Below are 24,279 nucleotides of genomic sequence, written 5' to 3'. Positions count from 1 at the left end.
CCCATGGCGCGGTCGGCGAGGCGGGCGGCGAGCGCGTCGAGCGCCAGCGGCTCGGCCACCGGGGTGCGGTGGCCGGGCGCCGCACCGGCAGGTCGTCGGGCCACGGGTCCTCCGTCTCCGCGGGCGTCGTCACCGCCGTCGGGCCCGGGCGACGCGGTGCGCCGCCCGGGCCGGTCGCTCAGAGGTGGCTCTTGACCTCGGCGAGCGAGGGGTTGGTGGCCGTCGAGCCGTCGGCGAAGAGCAGCGTCGGGACGGTCTGGTTGCCGCCGTTGACGGACGCGACGAACTCCGCCGTGCCGGGCGTCTCCTCGATGTTGACCTCGGAGTAGGAGATGCCCTCGCGGTCCATCTGCCGCTTGAGGTTGCGGCAGTACCCGCACCAGCTCGTGGTGAACATCGTGACGGCCCCCTCGGCGGGGCGGTGCTCGGTGCTCGCGCTCATCAGCTCTCCTCGGTCTGCACGGGGCCGCCTGGCACCCGCTCGGTCTGCGGACGTCGGTGGCGCGCGGAGCCCCTGGGCCCCGCCGTCCACCGTCGCGCGGTGCAACGCGGCGGACGGCGCGCGTCATCCACGGCCGGAGCCCGTCGGCCGCGGCGGGCGCCCGTCGTCCACCGCGGGCAGCGGGGCGGCGGACGCCGTCGGCGGGCGGTGCGAGCATGGGCCCCGCCATGACGACGCCCGCCGCCCTCCGCCCCGCCGGTGACCCCGACGCGGTCCTCGAGGCCCTCGACCCCGAGCAGCGGGAGGTCGCCCGCGCCCTGCAGGGCCCGGTCCGCGTGCTCGCCGGCGCGGGCACCGGCAAGACGCGCGCCCTCACCCACCGCATCGCGCACGGCGCGCTCGCGGGCGCCTGGCAGCCCACCCAGGTGCTGGCCGTCACGTTCACCGCGCGCGCCGCGGCGGAGATGCGCACGCGCCTGCGCGACCTCGGCGTCCCGGGGGTGCAGGCCCGCACCTTCCACGCGGCGGCGCTGCGCCAGCTGCAGTACTTCTGGCCGCAGGCCGTCGGCGGCGCGCTGCCGCCCCTCGTCGAGCACAAGGCGCAGCTCGTGGCCCAGGCGGCCTCCCGGCTGCGCCTGCGCGTCGACCGCGCCGCCGTCCGCGACCTGTCGGCCGAGGTCGAGTGGGCCAAGGTCGGGATGCTCACGCCCGACGCCTACGTCGAGGAGGCGCGCCGGCGCGGCCGCTCGGCGCCCGCCGGGCTCGACCACCTCGCGGCCGCCCGGGTGCTGCGCGGCTACGAGGAGGTCAAGACCGACCGCGGCGTCATCGACTTCGAGGACGTGCTGCTGCTCACCGTCGGCATCCTCGAGGAGCGCGAGGACGTCGCCCGGACGGTCCGGTCGCAGTACCGCCACCTCGTCGTGGACGAGTACCAGGACGTCAGCGGCCTGCAGCAGCGCCTCCTCGAGCTGTGGCTCGGCGAGCGCGACGACGTCTGCGTCGTCGGCGACGCCAGCCAGACCATCTACTCCTTCGCCGGCGCCGACCCCCGCCACCTCCTCGACTTCGACCAGCGCCACCCCGGCACGCGGACGGTGCGCCTCGTCCGGGACTACCGCTCCACCCCGCAGGTCGTCGGGCTGGCCAACGGCCTCCTCGACCGCGCCCCGCGCGCGGCCACGCGGGCCCGCGTCGAGCTCGTCGCCCAGCGCCCGCCCGGCCCCGCGCCGGAGTTCTGGGAGAACGCCGACGACGACGCCGAGGCCGCCCGCGTGGCGTCCTGGGTGGCCGACCGGATCGCCGAGGGCCACGCGGCCAGCGAGATCGCCGTCCTCTTCCGCACCAACAGCCAGTCCGAGCCGCTGGAGCAGGCGCTGTCCGCGCGCGGCGTCGGCTACCTGCTGCGCGGCGGCGAGCGCTTCTTCGCCCGCAAGGAGGTCCGCGACGCCGTCCTCCTGCTCCGCGGGGCCGCGCGCTCGGACGACGGAGAGCAGCCCCTCGGCGCGCTCGTGCGCGACGTGCTGTCGGGAGCCGGCTGGTCCGAGCAGGCTCCCGCGGGGTCCGGCGCCGTCCGCGAGCGGTGGGAGTCGCTGCAGGCGCTCGTCGCGCTCGCCGACGACGTCGCGGCGACCCGGCCGGAGGACCGGCTGCCGCAGCTCGTCGCCGAGCTCGACGAGCGGGCGCAGGCCCAGCACGCGCCGGTCGTCGAGGGCGTCACGCTGGCGTCCCTCCACGCCGCCAAGGGCCTGGAGTGGGACGCCGTCGTCCTCGTGGGCCTCTCGGAGGGGCTCGTGCCCATCTCCTTCGCGGCCGACGACGCCGACGCCGTCGAGGAGGAGCGACGGCTCCTCTACGTCGGCGTCACCCGCGCCCGCGAGCGCCTCGTGTGCTCGTGGACCCTCTCCCGGACGCCGGGCGGCCGCGCCTCGCGCAAGCCGTCGCGCTTCCTCGACGGGCTGCGGCCCGCGTCGGGCTCGGACTCGGCGGTCGGTCGGGCGGGCGGTGGCGGCCGCGGCGGCCGGTCGGGGCGCCGGGGGGCGACCCTCAGCCGCTGCCGGACGTGCGGCGAGCCGCTGACGACGGCGGCCGCCCGCAAGACGGGGCGCTGCGAGGACTGCCCGCCGACCTACGACGAGGGCGTCTTCGAGGCGCTGCGCGAGTGGCGCTCGCGCACGGCGGCCGAGGCGAAGGTGCCGGCCTACGTCGTCTTCACCGACGCGACGCTCGTCGCCGTCGCGGAGGCGCGCCCCGCCGACGCCGCCGGGCTGGCGGCCATCGCCGGCATCGGCCCGGCGAAGCTGGACAAGTACGGCGAGAGCGTCCTCGCCGTCCTCGCCGCCGGCGCCTGACCCTCCGCTCCACGGGCGCTCGTCCGCCCCGCCGGACGGCCCCGGCGGGCTGACGCCGGACCTCTCGGCGGGCCCCGGCGAGAACCCGTCCGGAAAAGACGTTGTGCTGGTCCGCGGGACCCCCTTAGCGTCCTCCCCGGAAGCGCAGGAGCGCGCCCCCGCCAGCCGCGGAGGGCGCCGAGCAGGGCGAGGAGGTGGTCCCCGGTGGTGAGCACGACGAACGACGTCCGCACGGGCCGCGTCCGCATCGCCGAGCACCTGCTCGTCGTCGGCCGCCCCGTCGCCCGCGACGCCGCCCTCCCCGTGAGCGCGCCGCGCCTCGCGCCCGTCGCGGGTCGGCCCGGGGGAGAGCTCCGTCCGCAGGACGGCGCCGTGCGCGCTGGTCGCGCCCTCGGCGGTCTCGAGCCCACCACCTCCTCCGCGGACCTCACCAGCCCCGTGAAGGGCGCCTCCGGCGCCCTCGTCGCGGCGGGCGCCTCCGGCGCCCTCCTCTCGACGGGCGCCTCCGGCGCCCAGCGTCCCTTCCGCTCCTGCGGGACCCCCGTCCCCGGCAGCGCTCCGACCGGCACGGCCCCCTAGGCCGCCGCTCGAGGCCCTGCCGAGGCCGCGGCTCCCGACCCGGGAGCCGCGGCCTCTCCCGTCCCACCGCCGCGGCTCCTCCTGACCGCCCACGCCCGACGCCCTCGGGCAGCACCACCAGGAGAAGACCCGTGCAGCTCACGGCCATGCTCGAGCCGACCGCCCGAGGCGTCGACGACCTCTCCGTCCCCTGCCGGGACGGCGAGGGCGACCTCTGGTTCGCCGAGGCCCCCGCCGCCCTCGAGGAGGCGAAGGCGCGCTGCGCCCCCTGCCCCCTCCGGGAGGCCTGCCTCGCCGGCGCCCTCGACCGGCGCGAGCCGTGGGGCGTCTGGGGCGGCGAGATCTTCGACGGCGGAGCCGTCATCGCCCGCAAGCGGCCCCGCGGCCGCCCCCGCAAGCACCCGGTCGCCGTCGCCTGACGGCGCCCGCCGCACCACCTGCCCTCGCACCACGGCCCGACGACCCGCCCACCGGGCGGGAGGGCCTGCCCCCAGGAGCCGCCATGACCACCCGCCCGACCTCCCTGACCCCCTTCCCCGACACCGCCGGCGTGATGGCCCGGCCGACGGCGTCCCCGACCACCTCGGCCGTCCTGTCGGCGCGGGCCCTGCGCGGGTCCCGCGACGAGCGGCGCGTCGCCGACGCGCTCGCCCGGCGCGCCGCTGAGCGCCTCCAGGGGCGCGCCGACCGGGCCGCCGCGCGGGCCGCCCGGGCCCGCTCGCGGGCCGAGTCCGCCGCCGTCCTCGCCCGGGCGTGACGCCCGGCCTCTGACCCGGACCCGGCCGGGGGACCGGTCGGCCCGGCCCCAGCACGACCCCAGGAGCCCGCCACCCGCCGGTGGCGGGCTCCTGCCGCTCCCACGCCGGCGCCGGGCGCGACCTCCCCGCGCGCGGGGCGCGAGGGTGCGCTGGCCGACCGGGACGCGGGTGAGCGTGGGGACCTCCCCGCGCGCGGGGCGCCCGGTCGCTAGCGTCCGGGGCGTGCGCAGCCACCTCTTCGACCCCCGCCACGCCGAGCAGGAGACGCAGGACCGCTGGGCGCGCCAGAACGACAAGATGGCCCGCGTCGTCCTGGGCCCCGACGTGCTGGCCGCCAAGGGCTCGATGGTCGCCTTCCAGGGCGACGTCCGCTTCGACCACGAGGGCTCGGGCAGCATCGGCCGGCTCGTCCGCCGGATGGTCTCCTCGGCCGACACCCCCCTCATGCGGTGCTCGGGCCGCGGGGAGGTCTTCTTCGCCCGCCGCGCCGAGGACGTCTTCACCGTCGAGCTCGAGGGCGACGCCATCTCGGTCGACGGCGCCAACGTGCTCGCCTTCGACGCCGACCTGGACTGGGACGTCCGGCGCGTCCAGGGCGCCGGCACCCTCACCGGCGGGCTCTTCACCCTGGAGATCAGCGGCCGCGGCACGGTGGCCCTCACGAGCGACGGCCCGCCGGTGCTCCTCGACTGCTCGCGGCAGCCGACGTCCGTCGACCTCCAGGCCGCCGTCGCGTGGTCGGCGAACCTGCGACCGGAGCTGCGCAGCAGCCTCAACGCCCGCTCGATGCTGCGGGGCGGCTCGGGGGAGGCCTTCCAGTACGTCTTCTCCGGGCCCGGGTTCGTCGTCGTCCAGCCGAGCGAGGGCCAGCCGGTGCCGCAGGGCGGCGGCGGGGGCGGCGGCGGGGGCCTCGGGGACCTCTTCTCCTGACCCCGCGGGCGCGGGTCCTCCTGGCCCTGCGGGCGCGAGCGTCCGCCGGGCGGGGTGGCGCCCGGGCGTAGGCTCGGGCCTCGTGGCTGCCGTCGACTTCCCCGCCGAGATCCGCGACCTCCGGACCACGTACGGGTCGATCCGCGACGTCACGGACGTCGAGGCCCTCCGCGCCACCATCCGCGAGCTCTCCGAGCAGGCGTCGGCGCCGGACCTGTGGGACGACGTCGACCACGCCCAGCAGGTCACGAGCCGTCTGTCGCACGCCCAGGGCGAGGCGGAGCGCATCGACCGGCTCGGGCGCCAGCTCGACGACCTCGAGGTCCTCGTCGAGATGGCGGAGGCGGCCGAGGGCGACGAGCGCACGGAGACCCTCGCGGAGGCGGGCCGGGAGCTCGAGCAGCTGAAGGCCGCCATGGGGCAGCTCGAGGTGCGGACGCTGCTGTCGGGGGAGTACGACCCCCGCGAGGCCATCGTCACCATCCGCGCGGAGGCGGGCGGCGTCGACGCCGCCGACTTCGCCGAGATGCTCCTGCGCATGTACCTGCGCTGGAGCGAGCGCCACGGCTACCCGACGGACGTCTACGACACCTCCTTCGCCGAGGAGGCCGGCATCAAGTCGGCCACCTTCAAGGTCGCCGCGCCCTACGCCTACGGCACGCTCTCGGTCGAGCAGGGCACCCACCGCCTCGTGCGCATCTCGCCCTTCGACAACCAGGGGCGCCGCCAGACCTCCTTCGCGGGCGTCGAGGTGCTGCCCGTCGTGGCGGAGACCGACCAGGTCGACATCCCCGAGAACGACCTGCGCGTCGACGTCTTCCGCTCCTCCGGCCCCGGCGGTCAGAGCGTCAACACGACCGACTCGGCGGTGCGCCTGACGCACCTGCCCACCGGCATCGTCGTGTCCTGCCAGAACGAGAAGAGCCAGCTGCAGAACAAGGCCGCCGCGCTCCGCGTGCTCCAGGCGCGCCTCCTCGAGCGGGCGCGCGCCGAGCGCCAGGCCGAGCTCGACGCCCTCAAGGGCGCGGACGCCGGCAGCTGGGGCAACCAGATGCGCTCGTACGTGCTGCACCCGTACCAGATGGTCAAGGACCTGCGGACCGACCACGAGGTCGGCAACACCTCGGGCGTCTTCGACGGCGACATCGACGGCTTCCTCGAGTCCGGCATCCGCTGGCGCCGCCAGGCCGACCGCGCGTCCGCCTGACGGGCCCGCGCCACCGCCGCCTGTCTCCCGCCGCCAGCCCCCGGGCGCGCCCGGCGGGCGTGCGGCGACTGCGCCGTCCGGGTGGTCCTCCACCACGGTCCGGCCACGATCCGTGGTGGATCGTTGACCGATCGTGACCTGTGTGGACGGCCGTTTCGGGATGCGGTGTGGCAGGACGTATGGTCGGCCACGGCCAGGGAAGCTGCGCGTCCGGCGCGCAGGCGGGTCGAGCAGGACGGCGGTGACCCCGCCGTCCCGGAGGCCCGCGTCGACGCACCATCCGCAAGGACGACCCCGAGACCCCGAGACCCGGCCCCGCAGGACGTGCAGTGATCCGCTTCGACGACGTCACGAAGACGTACGACCGCACCGCCCGACCGGCCCTCGACGGGGTCGACCTCGAGGTGTCGCGCGGTGAGTTCGTCTTCCTCGTGGGCGCCTCGGGGTCCGGGAAGTCCACCTTCCTCCGCCTCGTGCTGAAGGAGGAGGACGCCACGTCCGGGGCGGTGCAGGTCGCGGGCAAGGACCTGCGCCGGCTGTCGAGCTGGAAGGTCCCGCACCTGCGCCGCCAGATCGGCGTCGTCTTCCAGGACTTCCGCCTCCTGCCGGGCAAGACGGTCTTCCAGAACGTCGCCTTCGCGCTGCAGGTCATCGGCCGCTCCCGGGGCTCCATCGCCGCCGCGGTGCCCGAGGTGCTCGAGCTGGTGGGCCTCGAGGGCAAGGGCGACCGCCTGCCGCACGAGCTGTCCGGCGGCGAGCAGCAGCGCGTGGCCATCGCGCGCGCCATCGTCAACAGCCCCGCGATCCTCCTGGCCGACGAGCCGACGGGGAACCTCGACCCGACGACGAGCCTCGGCATCACCCGCCTGCTCGAGCGGATCAACGGCCGCGGCACCACCGTCGTCATGGCCACCCACGACGACGACATCGTCGACAGCATGCGCAAGCGGGTCGTCGAGCTCGTCGACGGCCACGTGGTCCGCGACGAGCACCAGGGCGGCTACGTCACGGGGGCGATCCCCGTGGTGCCCGCGCCCGACCTGTCCGTGGACCACGGGGGCGCGACGGCCGTCGACGTCCCGGTCGACGGGCGCCCCGTGGCCGAGCAGGGCGGGGGCGGGCGGTGAGGCTCCAGTTCGTGCTCTCCGAGATCGGCATCGGCCTGCGCCGCAACCTCGCCATGACGATCTCCGTGGTGCTCGTCACCTTCGTCTCGCTGACCTTCGTCGGCGCCGGCGCGCTCATGCAGCAGCAGGTGTCCACGATGAAGGGCGACTGGTACGACCGCGTCCAGGTGGCCATCTTCCTGTGCACGCAGGACAGCCTCTCGGCGAGCTGCTCGGGCGCGGCGACGGACGCCGACAAGGCGGCCATCGAGCAGGCCCTCGCCTCCCCGCCGCTGTCCCAGTACGTCTCCGAGGTCGAGTTCGAGACGAGCGACGAGGCCTACGCCCAGTTCCAGCAGCAGGACGCCGAGCTCAGCGCCTCCGTGACGCCGGACCAGCTGCCCGAGTCCTTCCGCGTCGGTCTCGAGGACCCGGAGCGCTTCGGCGTCATCAGCGAGAGCTTCCAGGGCAGCCCGGGGGTCGAGCAGGTCGTCGACCAGCGCGAGGTGCTCGAGCCCTTCTTCGCCGTCCTCAACGCCGCGACGGCCGGCTCCCTGGCGCTGGCCGGCGTCATGCTCGTCGCCGCCGTGCTCCTCATCGGGACGACGATCCGCCTGGCGGCCTTCAACCGGCGCCGCGAGACGGGCATCATGCGGCTCGTCGGCGCCTCCAGCACCTTCCTGCAGCTGCCGTTCCTCCTCGAGGGCGTCATCGCCGTCTGCCTCGGGGCGGGAATGGCGGGCGCCGTCCTGCTGCTGGCCGTGGACCGGGGCGTCACCGGCTGGCTGGCCGAGCAGGTGCCCGCGTTCGACTACATCACCACGACCGACGTGTGGGCCACGATCCCGTGGCTGTTCGTCGGCGGCATCGTCCTGGCGAGCGTCGCGTCGCTCGTGTCCCTGTCCCGCTACCTGAAGGTCTGACTCGATGAGCCTGCCCCCCGCGTCGGCGCTCGTGCGCCCCCGCTGCCTCCTGCGCCCGGCCGTGGCCGCCCTCGGGCTCGCCCTGGCCGTGTCGTTCGTCCCGGGTGGGGGCCCGGCGACGGCGGCCCCCGGTGACGGCGCCAAGGCCGACAAGCAGGCGGTCGACCAGGCCCTGCACGCGCTGCAGGAGGACCTCGTCGGCACGTCCGAGGAGCTCACCTCCGCGTACGCCGAGTACGCCGCGGTGCAGGAGCAGCTGCCCGGCGCCCAGAAGGCGGCCGACCTCGCACGCCAGGTGCAGGCGGAGGCGCAGGCCCAGGCCGACGACCTCGCCCAGCGCCTCAGCGCGTCGCAGAAGGCGCAGACGGCCGCCGAGGAGTCGGTCCGCGAGACCGAGCAGGCCATGACGGCCTCGCGCAGCAACCTCGGCAACATCGCCGCGTCGGCCTACCGCAGCAACGGCGTGCCGAAGGGCCTCGCGCTGGCCATGGGGTCGGCCGACCCGGACGACTTCGCCTCCAGCACCGCCGCCGTCTCGAGCCTCTCGACGGCGGAGAAGGACGTGCTCGCGGCGCTGAGCTCGGACGAGGCCGTGCGGCAGAGCGCCACGACGCGTCTGGCGGCGGTGCGCCAGCAGGTCGCCGACCTCAAGGCCGAGGCCGAGCAGAAGCTCGCCGTGGCGACCGAGGCCGCCGACGCCGCGGCGCAGCGCCAGGCGGAGGTGGAGGCGCTCGTCGCCCGCCAGCAGCAGGCCGTCGCGACGATCGAGTCGCGGCAGGCCGAGGAGCAGGCCCGCATGGACCAGCTCCAGGCGGAGTCGGACTCCCTCGGAGCGCAGCTGCGCAGCATCGCCGAGGAGGAGCGCCGCAAGGAGGAGGCCCGCCGGGCGTCCGAGGCCGCCGCCGCGCAGGCGTCCGGCCGCAGCGCCCCCTCGGCCGTCAGCCGCAGCACGTTCCGCGACGCCGGCGGCACCTTCCTGCGGCCGGAGGGACGCGTCTCCTCGCCGTTCGGCATGCGCATGCACCCGATCAAGCACTACATGAAGATGCACACGGGGCAGGACTTCGCCGCGGGCTGCGGGACGCCCATCCGCGCGGCCGCGGACGGCGAGATCGTCTCCGCCGGGTCGAACGGCAGCTACGGCAACATCACCGTCATCAACCACGGCATCGTCCGCGGCCAGCCGGTGGCCACGGCCTACGCCCACATGCAGAGCTTCGCCGTCACGTCGGGCTCGGTGACGCGCGGCCAGGTCATCGGCTACGAGGGCTCCACCGGCGGGTCGACGGGGTGCCACCTGCACTTCGAGGTGCGGGTGGACGGCGCGCCCACCGACCCCATGGCCTGGGTCTGAGCCGCAGCCGTCGGGCGGGCGCCCGCTCCGCCCCGGCCGCCGGGCCCCACGGCTCGTAGACTCCCTGTCGGACGTCCGCCGCCGGCGGTCCTCGCGGACCGCCGGCGGTCGTCCGTCCGGGGCCCGCCAGGGTGCCCGGACCGCACGCGGAGCGCAGCAGCAGGAGGAGGGGCCGTGGCCAGGGCCGGGCACAAGACCGCCCAGAAGAAGGGCGGGCGCGGCGACGACGGGCGCCTCGTCGTCGCCACGAACCGCCGCGCGCGGCACGACTACCTCCTCTCCGACACGTGGGAGGCGGGGATCGTGCTCTCCGGCACCGAGGTGAAGTCGCTGCGCGCGGGCCGCGCCTCGCTCGTCGACGGCTTCGTGTCCGTGGACCGCGGGGAGGCGTGGCTCGAGGCCGTCCACATCCCCGAGTACACCGAGGGCACCTGGACCAACCACCCCCCGCGGCGCCGGCGCAAGCTCCTCCTGCACAAGCTGGAGATCGAGAAGATCGGCGCCGAGGTGCGCGAGGGCGGCATGACCGTCGTCCCGCTGCAGCTCTACTTCACGGGCGGGCGCGCCAAGGTCGAGATCGCCCTCGCGCAGGGCAAGAAGAACTGGGACAAGCGCCAGGCGCTGCGCGAGCGCCAGGACACGCGCGAGGCGCAGCGGGCCATGTCCTTGCGCCTGCGCACGGGCGAGTAGGGCCCGCCGACCGGTGGGCCCACGGACGAGGCGAGGACGTCGATGAGCGGCAGCGAGCAGCCCTTCGAGCTGGGGATCACCACCTTCGCGGAGACCTACCCCGACCCGAGCACGGGCCGCACCCTCTCCCACGGCGAGCGGCTGCGGCAGGTCGTGGCCGAGGTCGAGCTCGCCGAGCAGGTGGGTCTCGACGTGTACGGCGTGGGGGAGCACCACCGGGCCGACTTCGCGGCGTCCTCCCCGGCGGTCGTCCTCGCGGCGGCAGCGGCGCGCACGTCGCGGATCCGGCTGACGAGCGCCGTCACGGTCCTGTCCTCCGACGACCCGGTGCGCGTCTACCAGGACTTCGCGACGCTGGACCTCCTCTCGCAGGGGCGTGCGGAGGTCATCGCCGGGCGCGGCTCCTTCATCGAGTCCTTCCCGCTCTTCGGCTACGACCTCGGCGACTACGACGAGCTCTTCGCCGAGAAGCTCGAGCTGCTGCTCGCCATCCGCTCGGCGTCCTCGCGGGGCGAGCCGGTCACGTGGTCGGGCCGCCACCGCCCGGCGCTCGACCGGCAGGAGGTGCACCCGCGCACGGAGGGGCACGAGCTCCCCGTCTGGGTCGGCGTCGGGGGCAACCCGCAGTCGGTCGTGCGGGCCGGTCTGCTCGGCCTGCCGATGGCGCTCGCCATCATCGGCGGGCAGCCGGCGCGCTTCGCGCCGCTCGCCGACCTGCACCGCCGCGCGGTCGCCGAGGTGGGCCACGACCCCCTGCCGGTCGCCGTCCACGCCCACGGCTTCGTGGGGGAGGACACCGCGTCGGCCGCCGACGCCTACTACCCGTCCTACGCGACGGCGATGTCCCAGCTGGGCCGCGAGCGGGGCTGGGGCGCCATGACCCGGCGCAGCTTCGACGAGATGCGCGCGCCGCAGGGCTCGCTCGTGCTCGGGGACCCGCAGCTCGTGGCCGACAAGGTCCTCGCCATGCGGCGCGACCTCGGCATCACGCGCTTCCTGCTGCACGTCAGCGTCGGCACGCTGCCGCACGACCAGGTGCTGCGCGCGATCGAGCTGCTGGGGACGCAGGTCCGCCCGCTCGTCGAGCGGGAGCTCGCCGGGGTCTGAGGGCGGGAGCTCGCCGGGGTCCGAGGGCGCGAGCTCGCCGGCGTCTGAGGGCGGGAGCTCGCCGGGGTCTGAGGGCGCGAGCTCGCCGGGGTCTGAGGGCGGGAGCTCGCCGGGGTCCGAGGGCGCGAGCTCGCCGGCGTCTGAGGGCGGCCCGTCGCCGCCCACGCGCGCACAGCGACCTGCGGAAGGGCTAGGCGGAGAAGCGTCACCGCAGGTCAGCGGCTCGTGCTCGGCGCCGGCGAGCCGATGCGCAGGTCGTTGTGCGCCGCCGCCCGTGGGCGGCGGGCTGCGCTCAGAGGTCCGGGTCGAGGCGCACGAGCATCTTGCCGGTGTTGGCCCCGGACAGGACGCCGCGGAAGGCGTCGAAGGCGCTCTCGACGCCCTCGGTCGCCGTCTCGCGGTAGACGACGTCGCCGCGGGCGATCCACCCGGCCATCTCGCGGGTGAACTCCTCGGTCCGGTCGAGGTGGTCGGTGACGATGAAGCCCTCGAGGCGCAGGCGCTTGCCGATGGCGAGGCCCAGCGTCCGCGGCCCGGGGGGCGCCGAGGTGGCGTTGTAGCCGGAGATGGCGCCGCACAGGGCGACGCGGCCGTGGTCGCGCATGCGGGGGAGGGCCGCCTCGAGCGTCGGGCCGCCGACGTTGTCGAAGTACACGTCGGCGCCGTCGGGCAGCAGGTCGCGGAGGAGGTCGGCGGGTGACGCGCTGCGGTGGTCGCCGGCCCGGGTGAAGCCCGCGTCGTCGAGGAGCCAGCGCACCTTCTCCTCGCCGCCCGCCGTGCCGACGACGGCGCTCGCGCCCTTGAGGCGGGCGACCTGGCCGGCGACCGAGCCGACCGCGCCGGCGGCCCCGGAGACGAGCACGACGTCCCCCTCGCGCATCTGCGCGACGTCGAGGACGCCGACCCAGGCGGTGAGGCCGGTGGTGCCGAGCACGCCGAGGTAGGCCTGCGCGGGCGCGAGGTCGGCGTCGACGACGCGGACGGCGTCGGCCCGCAGCACGGCGCGCTCGCGCCAGCCGCGGTCGTGGAGGACGCAGTCGCCCTCGGCGACTCCCTCGACGCCGTCGCCGACGAGCTCGACGACGCCGACCGCGCCGCCGGTCATGGGCTCCTCGAGCCGGAAGGGCGGCACGTAGGAGGGCCGGTCGTCCATCCGGCCGCGCATGTACGGGTCCACGGAGAGCCAGGTGTTGCGGACGCGGACCTCGCCCGGTCCGGGGTCCGGGACGTCGACCTCGTCGAGGCGGACGTCGGAGGGCTGCGGCTCGCCCTGCGGGCGGGCGACGAGGGACCACTGGCGGCTGGGGGCGAGAGCCATGCCCCGACGCTACGTCGCCCGGGCCGGTCGAGCGGTCGTCGGTCGCCCGGGCGACGCCTGACGCTCCGGGCGGAGGGGCTCCGCACGGCGGGGCTGCGGACGGGGGCGGGAACAGCGCGTGACCCACGGCCGTTGTGAGCAGTACAGTCGGAGGGCCCAGCGGGCCTCCGGGAGACCGGACCGGCTGGACCGGGACCGACGCCCAGGCGGCGGCCCCGGGACAACTCAACAGGGGGGTGACAGGTTTCGACGTCGTTCTCTGAGCCAGGGGAAGCGGGTCGAGGATGCAAGGTCAACTCGTTGATGCTCCTTGCAAACCTATAGGTGCCGATTCCAAGCGCACCGACTTCGCCCTCGCCGCCTGAGCGAGGAGCAGAGGTCCGTCGGTCTGAGAGTGCTCTCGACTCAGTAACCGGCGTCAGCTAGAGAGCCACTGGGTGCGGTCCTCGCCATCGGGGCCGCACCGACATCCAGATGGCTGGGCCCGGGTCAGCGGCGCGCCTGCGCGACCGCTGGGGCCGAGAAACTCCCGAGCAGGCTGCACCCGGAGAAGCCCTGGCGATGCGACGACGGACCCGGGTTCGATTCCCGGCACCTCCACGTGAGACGGCGAAGGCCCCGACCAGCAGGTCGGGGCCTTCGCCGTGCTGCGGGGGCTGCGGCCGCCGCCTCAGTCGCCCGTGATCCGCCCGCGCAGGGAGCCCTCGTCCTGCGGCGAGGTGTCGGCGAGCACCTGCGTGGCCTCGTCGGTCTTCCCGGGCACGTCCCACAGGAGGACGCCGGTGACGCGGCCGTCGTCGTCGAGGTAGTAGACGACCCCGGGGCCGCCGACGCCGTCGCCCGACTGCCAGTCCTGCACCGTCCGCGCCGAGCCGTCGAGGGTGCCGACCGCCTCGTACCGGGTGCCGAGCACCTGCGAGTAGAAGAACGGTGTGTGGTCGTGGGCCTCCGTGCGGCCGGCCATGAGCTCGCCGACCGCCTGCCCCATGGTCTTGGCGTTGTCGACGTGCTCGACGCGCGTCGTCCCGAGCACGCGGTCGGGGTACTGCGCGACGTCGCCCGCGGCGAAGACGTGCGGGTCGGAGGTGCGCAGGTGCTCGTCGACGACGACGCCGTCGTCGACGGTCAGGCCGGCCGCCTCGGCGAGGTCGGTGAGCGGGACGATGCCGAAGCCGTAGACGAGCGCGTCGGCGCCGAGCGTCGTGCCGTCGTCGAGCTCGACGTCGACGCCGTCCTCGCGGGCGGACCCGCCCGCCACCTTGGCGCCGGTGCGCAGCGCGACCCCGGCCTGCTCGTACAGGCCCTGGAAGTGGCGGGCGAGCTCGGGCGGGAACATCGAGGCGCCGAGCACCTCGTCCGGCGTCACGAGGGTGGTGCGCGTGTCGTTCTGGACGAGCGCCGCGGCGAGCTCGGTGCCGATGTAGCTGCCGCCGGCGACCACGACGTGCCGCTGCTCACCCGCCAGCCGCCGCAGCCGGCGGTAGTCCTGCGCCGTGCGGAAGGACAGGACGCGCGGGCCCTCCTCGACCGGGCCCGGCTTGGGGCGGCCGCCGGTCGCCAGCAGCAGGGACTCGTAGCCGAGGACGTCACCACCGTCGGTCGTCACCGTCCGCGCCGCCGGGTCGAGCGCCGTCACGCGCACCGACGTGCGCACCTCGGCGCCGGTGGCCGACGCGGTGCCGGCGTCGTTGTCCGCCTCGGTGAAGTCGGGGTCGGTCCAGAGCTTCTTGGACAGCGCCGGCCGCGTGTAGGGCGGGTCGGCGTCGTCGCCGAGGACGACGATGCGCCCCTCGGGGTCCCGGCTGCGGATGCCCCGGGCGGCCGCGTCGGCCACCATCCCCCCGCCCACGATGACGTAGGGCGCCCGGTCCGTCGTCTCTGCTGCCACGTCTGCCTCCTCGGGCCGCCCCCGCCGGGCCGGCGTCGTCGGTCGATGCCGCCACGCTAGGTCGGCCCCGGGGGACCCGCCCGGTGGTGGCCCCGGTGCCCGGACGCGGGCTTCCTGCGGGCGGGCCTCCCCGAGCCCTGGCCCTCGGGACCGTGGCCGGCTTCCTGCTCGCCGTGCTGGGGCTAGGACTCGCCGGTGTCGACCCCGCGGGGGTGCTGCTCCTTGGGGGCGCCCCGGCGGCCGGTGCCTCGCGCCACGGCGCCCTCGCCTCCGCGGCGGCGTGCCTCGTGGGCGTCCCGCTGATCGGCGTCGTCCTCTCGCTCGTGCTCGGGGTCCGGGCCGACCGGCTCGACCTCCTCGGGCTGCTGCCCGGACGGCCCGGCCGCCGTCGTCGAGGTCGCGCTGGCCGTGGTGCTGGCGGTGCGGGCCCTCTCCGCCCTCCTCGACCCGACCTTCCTGCCCGTCGTCGTCCTCGCCGCCCGCACCGACCGCTGGACCGACGTCGTCGCGGCGCACGCCCTCTGCTCGGTCGTCTCCCAGCTGCCCCTGCACGTCCTCGCCCTGACCGTGCGCCACGGCGGGCACGAGCCCGTCGTCCGGTGGCTGACGCGCACCTGGGAGCGCGTGCGGCCGGCCGCCCGGCACGTGCTGACGGCCGCGCTGCTGCTCGTCGCGGTCCTCCTGCTCGCCGACGGCGGGGCGTACCTGCACACCGGGCGCTTCCTCGTCGGCTGAGCACCCGGGCGGCGCGCCCGGTCGTCGCCTACCGTCGCGCCGTGCCGGCCCGCGAGCTCGTCGTCCTGGGGACGTCCTCGGCCGTGCCCACCCGCACCCGGAACCACTCGGGGCACCTGCTGCGCTGGGACGGCGCGGGCCTGCTCGTCGACCCGGGGGAGGGCACGCAGCGGCAGATGCTGCTGGCGGGCGTCTCGGCGTCCGACGTCGACGTCGTCGCGCTCACGCACGAGCACGGCGACCACGTCCTCGGGCTCCCCGGGGTGCTGCAGCGGCGGGCCATGGACGGGCTGACGACGCCGGTGCCCCTCGTCTTCCCGGTCGCCGCGGCTCCCCTCGTCGGGCACCTGCTCGGCGCCGCGGCGCACGCGGGGTCGCTGGCGCTCCCGTGCCCCGTCGAGGACGACGGTCTGGTCCGCCGGCCCGACGGCACGCCGCTGGTCGTCGGGGGTGCCGTGCTCCACGCGGTCGCGCTCGACCACCGCGTCCCTGCGTGCGCCTACCGGCTCGTCGAGCCGGACGGCCGGCGGATGCTGCCCGCGCAGCTGGCCGCCCGCGGGATCAGCGGGCCGGAGGTCGGCGTCCTCCAGCGCGAGGGGCGGCTGCGGACGGCGTCGGGCGTCGTCGCGCTCGAGGAGGTGAGCGAGCACCGCCCCGGCCAGGTCGTCGCCGTCGTCGAGGACACCCGCTGGTGCGAGGGCGCGCTGCGCGCCGCCGCCGGAGCCGACCTGCTCGTCTGCGAGGCCACCTTCGCCGACGCCGAGGAGGAGCTGGCCGAGCCCTACGGGCACCTCACGGCGCGCCAGGCCGGGCGCGTCGCCCGGCAGGCCGGGGCGCGGCGGCTCGTGCTCACGCACTTCTCCTCGCGGTACCCCGACGTCGCGCCCCTGCTGGCTCAGGCGCGCGAGGAGCACGACGACGTCGTCGCCGCCGTCGACCTCGAGCGCGTCGCCGTCCCGCCGCGGCGCTGAGGCGCTCCCTCACGTCCTCCGGGTGGAGGAGGCGTCACCTTCGCGGTCGAGGAGCTTCCGGGGGTGAAGGAGGCGTCACCTTCGCGCCTGAGGGTGCTCCTGGGGTGAAGGGGGCGTCACCTTCGCGTCCGAGGGGGCCTCCGAGGTGGAGGGGGCGTCACCTTCGCGTCCGGGAGCACCGCCTCAGCGGTGGAGCCAGGCCCGCAGGTCGTCGGGGAGCAGCTCGCGCGCCCGGGCGTCGTAGCGCGCGAGGACGTCGGCCGGCGCCGCGGCCCGCCCGTCGCCCGATCGGCCGCCCCGGAAGAAGGCGCGCCGGTCGAGCAGGACGCCGGCGTCGGGCGCGACCTCGTCGGCCCGCTCCCGCATCGCGCCGAGGGTCGTCGCCGCGGCGACGGCCCGGACCTCGTCCGGCGAGGCGTCGACGCCGAGGCGGTCCGCGAGGCGCCGCACCTCGCCGGGCAGGTCGGCGAGCAGGTCGGCGTAGTGGACGAGGGCCACGTCGTGCGGACCCGTGCGACGCGCCCAGGCGTCGGTGAGGTGCAGGGCGACGCCGGGCAGGGAGTCCAGCGCGGCCCGCGGGTCGGGGGCGTCGTCGACCCACCGCGCCAGCCACTCCGTCAGCGGCGGGCGCTCGCGCGCCGGTCCGGCGTCGGGGCGGGGCGCACCGCTCAGGCGGGCCAGGGCGGCCCGGTCGAGGTTCGCGCCCTGGTGGAAGAGCGAGACGGCGGCGTCGAGCGGGTGCCGCGCTGCGACGACGTACGTCACGCCCTCGACGAGCGGGACGCCGTCGAGGGGCGTGTGCGTCTTGAGGACCCGTCGGTGGTCCTGCGCGGCGAGGCGGGCCGCGAGCGCGTCGACCGGCTCGACGAGGTGGTCGACCCACGGCGCCAGCACCGGCAGGCGGTCGGGCAGCGGGCCCGGGCCGTGGAGGAGGTGGAGGAGCACCGCCTGCACCCACGTCGTCCCGTGCTTCGATCGCGTGCTGACGACGACGTCGCCCGCCCGCAGCGGCACGCCGTCCCAGCGGCCGCTGTCCTCGTCGTCGGAGCGGTACCGCAGCGGTGCCTCCACCTGCCGAGGCTAGCCGCGGCGGCGCCCGACCCTCCGCAGGACGGCGAGCCAGAGGCCGACGAGGGCGATGACCGGGCCGGCGGTCGCCCAGAAGGGGCTTCCCGTCATGGGGCTGCCCCCGACGAGGCCGACGCCCTGCAGCGTGAAGAGGAGCCCGAGGGCCATGAGGACGACGCCGAGGACGGTCACCACCGAGGAGGTCACGGGGACAGCGTGACCAGCGCCCCGCCGGAGCGCGCGCTCAGGCGGGGGTGGAGCGACCGCTCCGGGTGCGCGTGAGCAGGTGCACGAGCGCGCCGAGCGCCAGCAGCGCGCCGCCGATGAGCCAGTTGCGCGCCGGCTGCTGGGTGAGCAGGACGACGACCGAGACGAGCGCCAGCACCGGCAGGGCCGTCGGGGCGCGGAAGTGCTCGTGCGGCACCTCGTCCCGACGCAGCACGAGCACCGCGGCGTTGGTGCTCGTGAAGACCACGAGCAGGAGCAGCACCACCGTGCTGGCCAGGGTCTCGAGGCCGCCGACGAGCGTCAGCGCCATCGCCAGGGCGGTCGTGACGACGACCGCGACCCACGGCGTCCTGCGGCGGGGGAGGGTGCGGCCGAGCGCCGCCGGCAGCAGGCCCTCCTGGGCCATGCCGTAGGCGAGCCGGCTCGCCATGACCATGGTCAGCAGCGCCCCGTTGGCCACGGCCACCAGCGCGACGAGGCCGAAGAGCCACGAGGGGACGCCGCCGGCGGCGTCCACGACCGCCAGGAGGGGGCCGCTCGTGCTCTCGAGCTCCTCGGGCGGCAGGACGGCCACCGCGGCGAGGGCGACCAGCACGTAGACGACGCCGGCCACCAGCAGCGAGCTGAAGAGCGCCCGGGGGTAGGTGCGCCGGACGTCCCGGACCTCCTCGGCCAGGTTGGCGGAGGTCTCGAAGCCGACGAAGGAGTAGAAGGCGATGAGGGCGGCCCCGAGCACGGCCGCCCACGGCGAGACGTCGGCCGGCATCTCCAGGGCCCGCCCGAGGTCCCCGTCGCCCCGCCCGAGCACCAGCGCCCCCAGGACGACGACGAGCAGGAGACCGCCCACCTCGACGAGCGTCATCACGACGTTCGCCCCCAGGGACTCCTTGATGCCGCGGGCGTTGAGGAGCGCGACGGCGCCGAGGAAGACGAGCGCGACGAGCGCGGTCGGGACGTCGAGGAAGGGGCTGAGGTAGTCGCCGCCGAAGGCCACGGCCAGGCCGGCGGCGCTCGTGACCCCGGCCGCGAGCATCGACCAGCCGACGAGGAAGGAGACCCAGGGGCGGCCGAAGGCGCGCTGGGCGAAGACGGCGGCCCCGCCGGCCCGGGGGTACTTGGTGACGAGCTCGGCGTAGGACGTCGCCGTCAGCATCGCCATGCCGAGCGCGACGAGGAGGGGCAGCCAGACCGCTCCGCCCACCTCGGCCGCGATGGTGCCCACGAGCGCGTAGACCCCTGCTCCCAGGACGTCCCCGAGGACGAACAGCAGGAGCAGGGGTCCGGTGACGCTGCGCCGGAGGCGGGTGTCGTCGTCGCGCTGGTCGGTGCTCGAGGTCACCGGTCCAGGGTGGGCCCCCGGCCGCCGATGCGCGTGCCGGACCCGTCGGGCGCCTCCCCGGAGGCGCCGACGGAGCCCGGGCGCCCGGCCGTCACGGGTGCAGCAGCACCTTCGTCCACCCGTCCTCGCGGTTGTCGAAGTGCTCGTAGCCGCTGGCGGCGTCCTCGAGCGAGAGCTCGTGGCTGACGATGAACCCCGGGTCGGCCTTGCCCGCGATGATGAGGTCGCGCAGCTGGCGGTTGTAGGCCTTGGTGTTGCACTGGCCGGTGCCCATGGACTGGCCCTTGAAGAAGAACTGCCCGAAGGGGAAGCGCAGGCGCCCCTCCTGCATGTCCGGGTCGGGGCCGTTCGGGTCGGCCGGCGGGAAGACGCCGACGACGCCGATGCCGCCCGTGGCGCGGACGACCTCGACGAGGGTGTCGAGCGTGCCGGCCGGGTGCTCGTCGCCCGAGTGGTCGTGGGCCTGCCAGCCGACGGCCTCGACGCCGCGGTCGACGCCGACGCCCTTCGTCGCCTCCATGATCTGCTCCTCGGCCGACCCCTTCGAGAAGTCGACGGGGGTGGCGCCGACCTGCTCGGCGAGGCGCAGGCGGTCGGGCTGCATGTCGACGACGTAGATCTGGTCGGCGCCCTGGATGCGCGCCGACAGCGCCGCCATGAGGCCGACGGGGCCGGCGCCCATGATGGCGACGGACTCGCCCGGCTGGAGGCCGGCGAGCCGGGTGCCGTGCCAGCCGGTGGGGAAGATGTCCGAGAGCATCGTGAAGTCGTTCTCGTGCTCGGTGCCGCCCGGCAGCCGCAGCGCGTTGAAGTCGGCGAAGGGCACCCGCAGGTACTCCGCCTGGCCGCCGCTGTAGGGGCCCATGTCGGCGTAGCCGTAGGCGCCGCCGGCCGAGCCGGGGTTCACCTCGAGGCAGAAGGCCGTCTTGCCCTGCGTGCAGTTGCGGCAGTGGCCGCAGGCGATGTTGAAGGGCAGCGAGACGCGGTCGCCCTTCTTGAGGCGCGTGACGCCGGGACCGACCTCCTCGACGACGCCCATGTTCTCGTGGCCGAGGACCTTGCCCTGCTCGACGTCGGTCCGACCCTCGTACATGTGCAGGTCCGACCCGCAGATGTTCGTCGTCGTGATCTTGACGACGGCGTCGGTCGGCGCCTCGATCTCGGCGTCGGGGACGTCGACGACGCTGACGTCCTTGGGGCCGTTGTAGACGAGTGCTCGCACGGTGGAGACCTCCCGGTGCTGTTCGCGTCGGCCCCGTGTCTCGGGGCGCTGGCGTGCCTCGACCGTAGGAACGCCGCGGCCCGGACCGCACGTCGACAACGGTTCTCAGCCGACCCGACGGTGCACCCCGTCGTCGGCGCCCCCCTCGCGGCGGCGAGCCCGAGGTGTGCCCCGGCGCCGGGGGGCCCACGCTGGGGCGATGGCGAGCAGCGGGGACGGCCGAGTGCTGGACGACGCCGAGGTGGAGGGCCTCGACCGGTGGTGGCGAGCGGCCAACTACCTCGCCGTCGGCCAGATCTACCTCATGGGCGACGACCCGCTCCTGACCCGCCCGCTGGCGGCGGAGAGCACCAAGCCGCGCCTGCTCGGCCACTGGGGGACGACGCCGGGCCTCAACCTCCTGTGGGCGCACGCCAACCGCTGCGTGCGCGAGCGCGACCTCGAGGCGATGTTCGTCACCGGGCCGGGCCACGGCGGGCCGGCGATCGTCGCGAGCACCTGGCTCGAGGGCACGTGGTCCGACGTCTACCCCGACGTGACCCGGGACGCCGCGGGCATGGGGAAGCTGTTCCGCCAGTTCAGCTTCCCCGGCGGGATCCCCAGCCACGTGGCCGCCGACGTCCCCGGGTCGATCCACGAGGGCGGCGAGCTCGGCTACTCGCTGGCGCACGCGCACGGGGCCGCCTTCGACGACCCCGACCTCGTCGTCTTCTGCGTCGTCGGCGACGGCGAGGCGGAGACCGGGCCGCTGCAGGCGTCGTGGCAGTCCACGGCCTTCGTCGACGCCGCCCGCGACGGGGCCGTCCTGCCGGTGCTGCACCTCAACGGCTGGAAGATCGCGAACCCGACGACGCTGGCGCGGCTGTCGGACCAGGACCTCGTGGCTCACCTCGGGGGCCGCGGCTACGCCCCCGTCGTCGTCGAGGGGCCGCTCGAGGGCGAGACGTCCGCGGACGTCCACCGCCGGCTCGCGGCCGCGCTCGACGACTGCCTCGACGGCATCGCCGCGATCCAGGCCCGCGCCCGGGGGCGGACCCGCGCCGGCGCGGACGACGCCGAGGTGACCGACGCCGCCGACGTGCCCCGCTGGCCCCTGCTCGTGCTGCGCACGCCGAAGGGGTGGACGGGGCCGCAGGAGGTCGACGGGTCCCGGGTCGAGGGCACGTGGCGCGCCCACCAGGTGCCCATCTCCGAGGTCCGCGGCGACGAGGACGCCCGCCGCCAGCTCGAGGCGTGGATGCGCTCCTACCGTCCCGAGGAGCTCTTCACCGAGGACGGCGTCCCGCAGCAGGACCTTCTCGACATGGTGCCGCCGCGCGGGCGGCGGATGAGCGACGACCCGCGGACGAACGGCGGTTCGGTCTCACGACCGCTGCGCCTCACCGACTTCCGCCGTCACGCCGTCGAGGTCCGCGAGCCCGGCGGGAGCGTCCACTCGCCGACGACCGTGCTCGGCGACTGGCTCGCCGAGGTGGCGCGCGACAACGGCACGACGTTCCGCCTCTTCGGCCCCGACGAGGTCGCGAGCAACCGCCTCCAGGCCGTCGTCGAGGCCGTCGGCCGGGCGTGGGCCGTGCGCGGCGACGCCGAGGACGACCGCATGCGCCCGTCCGGCCGGGTCATGGAGGTGCTCAGCGAGCACCTCCTCCAGGGGTGGCTCGAGGGGTACCTGCTCACGGGGCGGCACGGCGTCCTGACGAGCTACGAGGCCTTCATCCACATCGTCGACTCGATGGTCAACCAGCACGCCAAGTGGCTGAAGGTGACGAGCCAGCTGCCCTGGCGCGACCCGCTGCCCTCGCTGAACTACCTGCTGTCCAGCCACGTCTGGCGCCAGGACCACAACGGGTTCTCCCACCAGGACCCCGGCTTCCTCGACCACGTGGCGAACAAGAAGGCCGAGATCGCCCGCATCTACCTGCCGCCGGACGCCAACACGCTCCTGTCGACCATGGACCACTGCCTGCGCAGCCGGCACTACATCAACGTCGTCGTCGCCGGGAAGCAGATGGTCCACGACTACCTGCCCGTGCAGGAGGCCGTCGAGCACTGCGCCCGCGGCCTCGGCATCTGGGACTGGGCCTCCACCGACGAGGGCGAGGAGCCGGACGTCGTCATCGCCTCGGCGGGCGACGTCCCCACGCTCGAGGCGCTCGCCGCCGTCGACCTGGTGCGCACCCACCTGCCCGAGCTCAAGGTGCGCTTCGTCAACGTCGTCGACCTCATGCGGCTCCAGAGCGACCGCGAGCACCCCCACGGCCTCTCCGACGCCGAGTTCGACACCGTCTTCACCCACGACCGGCCCGTCGTCTTCGCCTTCCACGGCTACCCGAGCCTCGTGCACCGCCTCACCTACAAGCGCACCAACCACGCGAGCTTCCACGTGCGCGGCTTCATCGAGGAGGGCACGACGACGACGCCGTTCGACATGGTGTCCTCCAACGAGACCGACCGCTTCCGCCTGGCCGTCGACGTCATCGACCACGTGCCCGGCCTCGTCCCGCGGTACGCCGCCCTGCGCCAGCGGCTCCTCGACGCACGGCGCCGCGCCCGCGAGTTCGCCTACCTCCACGGCGAGGACCCGCCGGAGATCAGCGGCTGGCGCTGGCCCCACGGCGGCGTCCACCACCCCATGCCGGGGGGCCGGGACGGGGCGCCGCTCGCGGCCGCGGCGGACGACGCAGGCGACCGTCCCGGGTAGGCGTCCGGTCGCCGCGTCGCCCGGTCGCCGGCCGCAGCGGGTGTCGCGGGAAGCGACGGAGGTCGGGCGCGGTTGCGGCCCAGGTGACCTCCCTCTTCGAGCCCCTGCGGCTGCGCGACGTCGAGATCCCCAACCGCGTGTGGGTCTCGCCGATGTGCCAGTACTCCTGCGACCCGGTCGGCGCCCCCGGCGTCGTCCACGACTGGCACCTGGCGCACCTCGGCGCCTTCGCCGTCGGCGGCGCGGGCCTCGTCCTCACCGAGGCCGCTGCCGTCAGCCCGGAGGGCCGCATCTCGCCGGAGGACGCCGGCCTCTGGAGCGACGAGCAGGCGCGCGCGTGGGCGCGGGTCGTCGACTTCGTCCACGCCCGCGGCTCCCGCGCCGGCGTCCAGCTCGCCCACGCCGGCCGCAAGGCGTCGACGTACCGGCCCTTCGACGCCGCCGGCTCCGGCTCCGTCCCCGCCGCCGAGGGCGGGTGGGCGACGGTCGCGCCCAGCGCCGTGGCCTTCGGCGGCTACGCCGAGCCGCGGGCCCTCGACGCCGACGGGCTGCGCCGCGTCGTCGACGACTTCGCCGCCGCCACCCGCCGTGCCGACGCCGCGGGCTTCGACGTCGTCGAGGTCCACGCCGCCCACGGCTACCTGCTCCACCAGTTCCTCTCGCCGCTCGCCAACCGCCGCGAGGACGCCCACGGCGGCGACCTCGCCGGTCGGGCCCGCCTCCTCCTCGAGGTCGTCGACGCCGTCCGCGCCGCGTGGCCGGCCGGCAAGCCCGTCCTCGTCCGCGTCTCCGGCACCGACTGGGCCGAGGGCGGCCTCACGCTGGACGAGGTCGTCGAGGTGTCGGGGTGGCTGCGCGAGCACGGCGTCGACCTCGTCGACGTCTCCAGCGGCGGTCTCGTGCCGGGGGCGAGCATCCCCGTCGCCCCGGGCTACCAGGTGCCGCTCGCCGAGGCCGTCCGCCGCGGCGCCGGGGTCGCCACGGGCGCCGTCGGCATGATCACCGACCCCGCGCAGGCCGCCCAGGTGGTGGCGCAGGGCCAGGCCGACGCCGTCCTCCTCGCCCGCGCGCTGCTCCGCGACCCGCGCTGGCCCCAGCGCGCCGCCCGCGAGCTCGGCGTCGAGCTGCCGCTGCCGCCGCAGTACGCCCGCGCCTGAGGTCGGGATCCTCGCGAGCCGCCGCGAGGGAGCTCGAGGGGAGATGTGCTCGAGCGCGCGGCGGCGGGTCCGCGGAGAGCACGTCAGGCCGGCGCCCGGACCCGAGCGCGAGGGGACCGCAGTGCGCCGAGCCAGTGCCGGAGCGGAGCCGACGGCGCGCGCACCCGGCCCTGGCATCCCAGGGGTGTGGTCCGCGGACGGGCCC

The 24,279-nt window shown here is 75.8% G+C and carries 22 protein-coding genes and 1 other RNA gene; 16 read left to right on the top strand and 7 right to left on the bottom strand.

Annotated features, from left to right (window positions below; all coding sequences use genetic code 11):
* Nucleotides 1-178: 178 nt before the first annotated feature.
* Nucleotides 179-442: a mycoredoxin gene (locus HLB09_RS02850; protein ID WP_171201899.1), complete on the bottom strand. Its 264-nt coding sequence runs from the start codon at nt 440-442 to the stop codon at nt 179-181.
* Between the two features lie 227 nt (nt 443-669).
* Between HLB09_RS02850 and HLB09_RS02845 the strand changes: the two genes are divergently transcribed.
* The 11 genes from HLB09_RS02845 (at nt 670) to HLB09_RS02795 (ending at nt 11,447) form a co-directional block, all read left to right on the top strand.
* Entirely contained in the window at nt 670-2,793 is a 2,124-nt protein-coding gene (locus tag HLB09_RS02845) for an ATP-dependent DNA helicase UvrD2 (protein ID WP_171201898.1), read from the top strand.
* Nucleotides 2,794-2,997: 204 nt separating this feature from the next.
* On the top strand, nt 2,998-3,372 hold the full coding sequence (locus HLB09_RS02840) for a hypothetical protein (RefSeq protein WP_171201897.1): 375 nt from the start codon (nt 2,998-3,000) through the stop codon (nt 3,370-3,372).
* A gap of 146 nt (nt 3,373-3,518) precedes the next feature.
* Entirely contained in the window at nt 3,519-3,791 is a 273-nt protein-coding gene (locus HLB09_RS02835) for a WhiB family transcriptional regulator (RefSeq protein ID WP_171201901.1), read from the top strand.
* A gap of 83 nt (nt 3,792-3,874) precedes the next feature.
* Nucleotides 3,875-4,129, top strand: coding sequence for a hypothetical protein (locus HLB09_RS02830; protein ID WP_171201896.1), 255 nt, complete (start codon nt 3,875-3,877; stop codon nt 4,127-4,129).
* 223 nt (nt 4,130-4,352) lie between these two features.
* The gene (locus HLB09_RS02825; protein ID WP_171201895.1) at nt 4,353-5,060 is read left to right on the top strand and encodes an AIM24 family protein; all 708 of its coding nucleotides are present in this window, start codon (nt 4,353-4,355) and stop codon (nt 5,058-5,060) included.
* 82 nt (nt 5,061-5,142) lie between these two features.
* Nucleotides 5,143-6,267, top strand: a complete 1,125-nt coding sequence (gene prfB / locus HLB09_RS02820; protein WP_171201894.1) for a peptide chain release factor 2 — start codon at nt 5,143-5,145, stop codon at nt 6,265-6,267.
* A gap of 329 nt (nt 6,268-6,596) precedes the next feature.
* The gene (ftsE, locus tag HLB09_RS02815; RefSeq protein WP_171201893.1) at nt 6,597-7,394 is read left to right on the top strand and encodes a cell division ATP-binding protein FtsE; all 798 of its coding nucleotides are present in this window, start codon (nt 6,597-6,599) and stop codon (nt 7,392-7,394) included.
* Nucleotides 7,391-8,296, top strand: a complete 906-nt coding sequence (gene ftsX, locus HLB09_RS02810; protein ID WP_171201892.1) for a permease-like cell division protein FtsX — start codon at nt 7,391-7,393, stop codon at nt 8,294-8,296. The genes ftsE and ftsX overlap by 4 nt, the downstream gene beginning before the upstream one ends.
* Nucleotides 8,297-8,300: 4 nt before the next feature.
* Nucleotides 8,301-9,650 (top strand): M23 family metallopeptidase, encoded by a 1,350-nt coding sequence (locus HLB09_RS02805; RefSeq protein ID WP_171201891.1) that lies wholly within the window; start codon nt 8,301-8,303, stop codon nt 9,648-9,650.
* Nucleotides 9,651-9,824: 174 nt separating this feature from the next.
* Complete coding sequence (smpB, locus tag HLB09_RS02800; protein WP_171201890.1) at nt 9,825-10,340, top strand: SsrA-binding protein SmpB; 516 nt, start codon at nt 9,825-9,827, stop codon at nt 10,338-10,340.
* Between the two features lie 42 nt (nt 10,341-10,382).
* Nucleotides 10,383-11,447 (top strand): LLM class flavin-dependent oxidoreductase, encoded by a 1,065-nt coding sequence (locus HLB09_RS02795; protein ID WP_171201889.1) that lies wholly within the window; start codon nt 10,383-10,385, stop codon nt 11,445-11,447.
* Between the two features lie 292 nt (nt 11,448-11,739).
* Here HLB09_RS02795 and HLB09_RS02790 read toward each other — a convergent pair whose 3' ends face one another.
* Complete coding sequence (locus tag HLB09_RS02790) at nt 11,740-12,765, bottom strand: NADP-dependent oxidoreductase (protein WP_171201888.1); 1,026 nt, start codon at nt 12,763-12,765, stop codon at nt 11,740-11,742.
* A 232-nt stretch (nt 12,766-12,997) separates the two neighbouring features.
* Between HLB09_RS02790 and ssrA the strand changes: the two genes are divergently transcribed.
* Nucleotides 12,998-13,368, top strand: a transfer-messenger RNA (tmRNA) gene (gene ssrA / locus HLB09_RS02785).
* Nucleotides 13,369-13,435: 67 nt separating this feature from the next.
* Here ssrA and HLB09_RS02780 read toward each other — a convergent pair.
* Nucleotides 13,436-14,653, bottom strand: coding sequence for an NAD(P)/FAD-dependent oxidoreductase (locus tag HLB09_RS02780; protein ID WP_212755887.1), 1,218 nt, complete (start codon nt 14,651-14,653; stop codon nt 13,436-13,438).
* Between the two features lie 408 nt (nt 14,654-15,061).
* On the opposite strand from HLB09_RS02780, the gene HLB09_RS02775 reads away from it, so the two are divergent.
* Together HLB09_RS02775 and HLB09_RS02770 are read left to right on the top strand one after the other, a co-directional pair.
* Nucleotides 15,062-15,388 carry a hypothetical protein gene (locus HLB09_RS02775; protein ID WP_171201887.1) on the top strand — a complete coding sequence of 109 codons (327 nt, stop codon included), beginning with the start codon at nt 15,062-15,064 and terminating at the stop codon, nt 15,386-15,388.
* Between the two features lie 41 nt (nt 15,389-15,429).
* On the top strand, nt 15,430-16,359 hold the full coding sequence (locus tag HLB09_RS02770; RefSeq protein ID WP_171201886.1) for a ribonuclease Z: 930 nt from the start codon (nt 15,430-15,432) through the stop codon (nt 16,357-16,359).
* Between the two features lie 183 nt (nt 16,360-16,542).
* Here the strand turns inward: HLB09_RS02770 and HLB09_RS02765 are convergent, their stop codons facing one another.
* The 4 genes from HLB09_RS02765 to HLB09_RS02750 all read right to left on the bottom strand — a co-directional run bounded on the left by HLB09_RS02765 (nt 16,543) and on the right by HLB09_RS02750 (nt 20,216).
* Nucleotides 16,543-17,430 (bottom strand): sulfotransferase domain-containing protein, encoded by an 888-nt coding sequence (locus tag HLB09_RS02765; RefSeq protein ID WP_171201885.1) that lies wholly within the window; start codon nt 17,428-17,430, stop codon nt 16,543-16,545.
* A 9-nt stretch (nt 17,431-17,439) separates the two neighbouring features.
* Nucleotides 17,440-17,634 (bottom strand): hypothetical protein, encoded by a 195-nt coding sequence (locus tag HLB09_RS02760; RefSeq protein WP_171201880.1) that lies wholly within the window; start codon nt 17,632-17,634, stop codon nt 17,440-17,442.
* A 37-nt stretch (nt 17,635-17,671) separates the two neighbouring features.
* Entirely contained in the window at nt 17,672-18,994 is a 1,323-nt protein-coding gene (locus tag HLB09_RS02755; RefSeq protein ID WP_171201884.1) for an APC family permease, read from the bottom strand.
* A gap of 91 nt (nt 18,995-19,085) precedes the next feature.
* Nucleotides 19,086-20,216 carry a glutathione-independent formaldehyde dehydrogenase gene (locus tag HLB09_RS02750; protein WP_171201883.1) on the bottom strand — a complete coding sequence of 377 codons (1,131 nt, stop codon included), beginning with the start codon at nt 20,214-20,216 and terminating at the stop codon, nt 19,086-19,088.
* Nucleotides 20,217-20,415: 199 nt separating this feature from the next.
* On the opposite strand from HLB09_RS02750, the gene HLB09_RS02745 reads away from it, so the two are divergent.
* Nucleotides 20,416-22,917 carry a phosphoketolase family protein gene (locus HLB09_RS02745; RefSeq protein ID WP_171201882.1) on the top strand — a complete coding sequence of 834 codons (2,502 nt, stop codon included), beginning with the start codon at nt 20,416-20,418 and terminating at the stop codon, nt 22,915-22,917.
* Between the two features lie 83 nt (nt 22,918-23,000).
* The gene (locus HLB09_RS02740; RefSeq protein ID WP_171201881.1) at nt 23,001-24,074 is read left to right on the top strand and encodes an NADH:flavin oxidoreductase/NADH oxidase; all 1,074 of its coding nucleotides are present in this window, start codon (nt 23,001-23,003) and stop codon (nt 24,072-24,074) included.
* The last annotated feature ends 205 nt before the right edge of the window (nt 24,075-24,279 follow it).

The organism is Pseudokineococcus marinus, assembly GCF_013004605.1.
In the GTDB taxonomy this organism is placed as follows: Bacteria; Actinomycetota; Actinomycetes; order Actinomycetales; family Quadrisphaeraceae; genus Pseudokineococcus; species Pseudokineococcus marinus.
Note: the sequence above shows the minus strand (reverse complement) of the source record. Positions and strands in the feature narration are given on the sequence as shown.

Excerpts from the sequence above, each read along its gene's own strand:
- HLB09_RS02835 (WP_171201901.1), top strand. The coding sequence starts at position 3,519 with ATGCTCGAGCCGACCGCCCGAGGCGTCGACGACCTCTCCGTCCCCTGC.
- HLB09_RS02850 (WP_171201899.1), bottom strand. The coding sequence starts at position 442 with ATGAGCGCGAGCACCGAGCACCGCCCCGCCGAGGGGGCCGTCACGATG.
- HLB09_RS02790 (WP_171201888.1), bottom strand. The coding sequence starts at position 12,765 with ATGGCTCTCGCCCCCAGCCGCCAGTGGTCCCTCGTCGCCCGCCCGCAG.
- HLB09_RS02845 (WP_171201898.1), top strand. The coding sequence starts at position 670 with ATGACGACGCCCGCCGCCCTCCGCCCCGCCGGTGACCCCGACGCGGTC.
- HLB09_RS02795 (WP_171201889.1), top strand. The coding sequence starts at position 10,383 with ATGAGCGGCAGCGAGCAGCCCTTCGAGCTGGGGATCACCACCTTCGCG.
- HLB09_RS02830 (WP_171201896.1), top strand. The coding sequence starts at position 3,875 with ATGACCACCCGCCCGACCTCCCTGACCCCCTTCCCCGACACCGCCGGC.
- HLB09_RS02745 (WP_171201882.1), top strand. The coding sequence starts at position 20,416 with ATGGCGAGCAGCGGGGACGGCCGAGTGCTGGACGACGCCGAGGTGGAG.
- HLB09_RS02805 (WP_171201891.1), top strand. The coding sequence starts at position 8,301 with ATGAGCCTGCCCCCCGCGTCGGCGCTCGTGCGCCCCCGCTGCCTCCTG.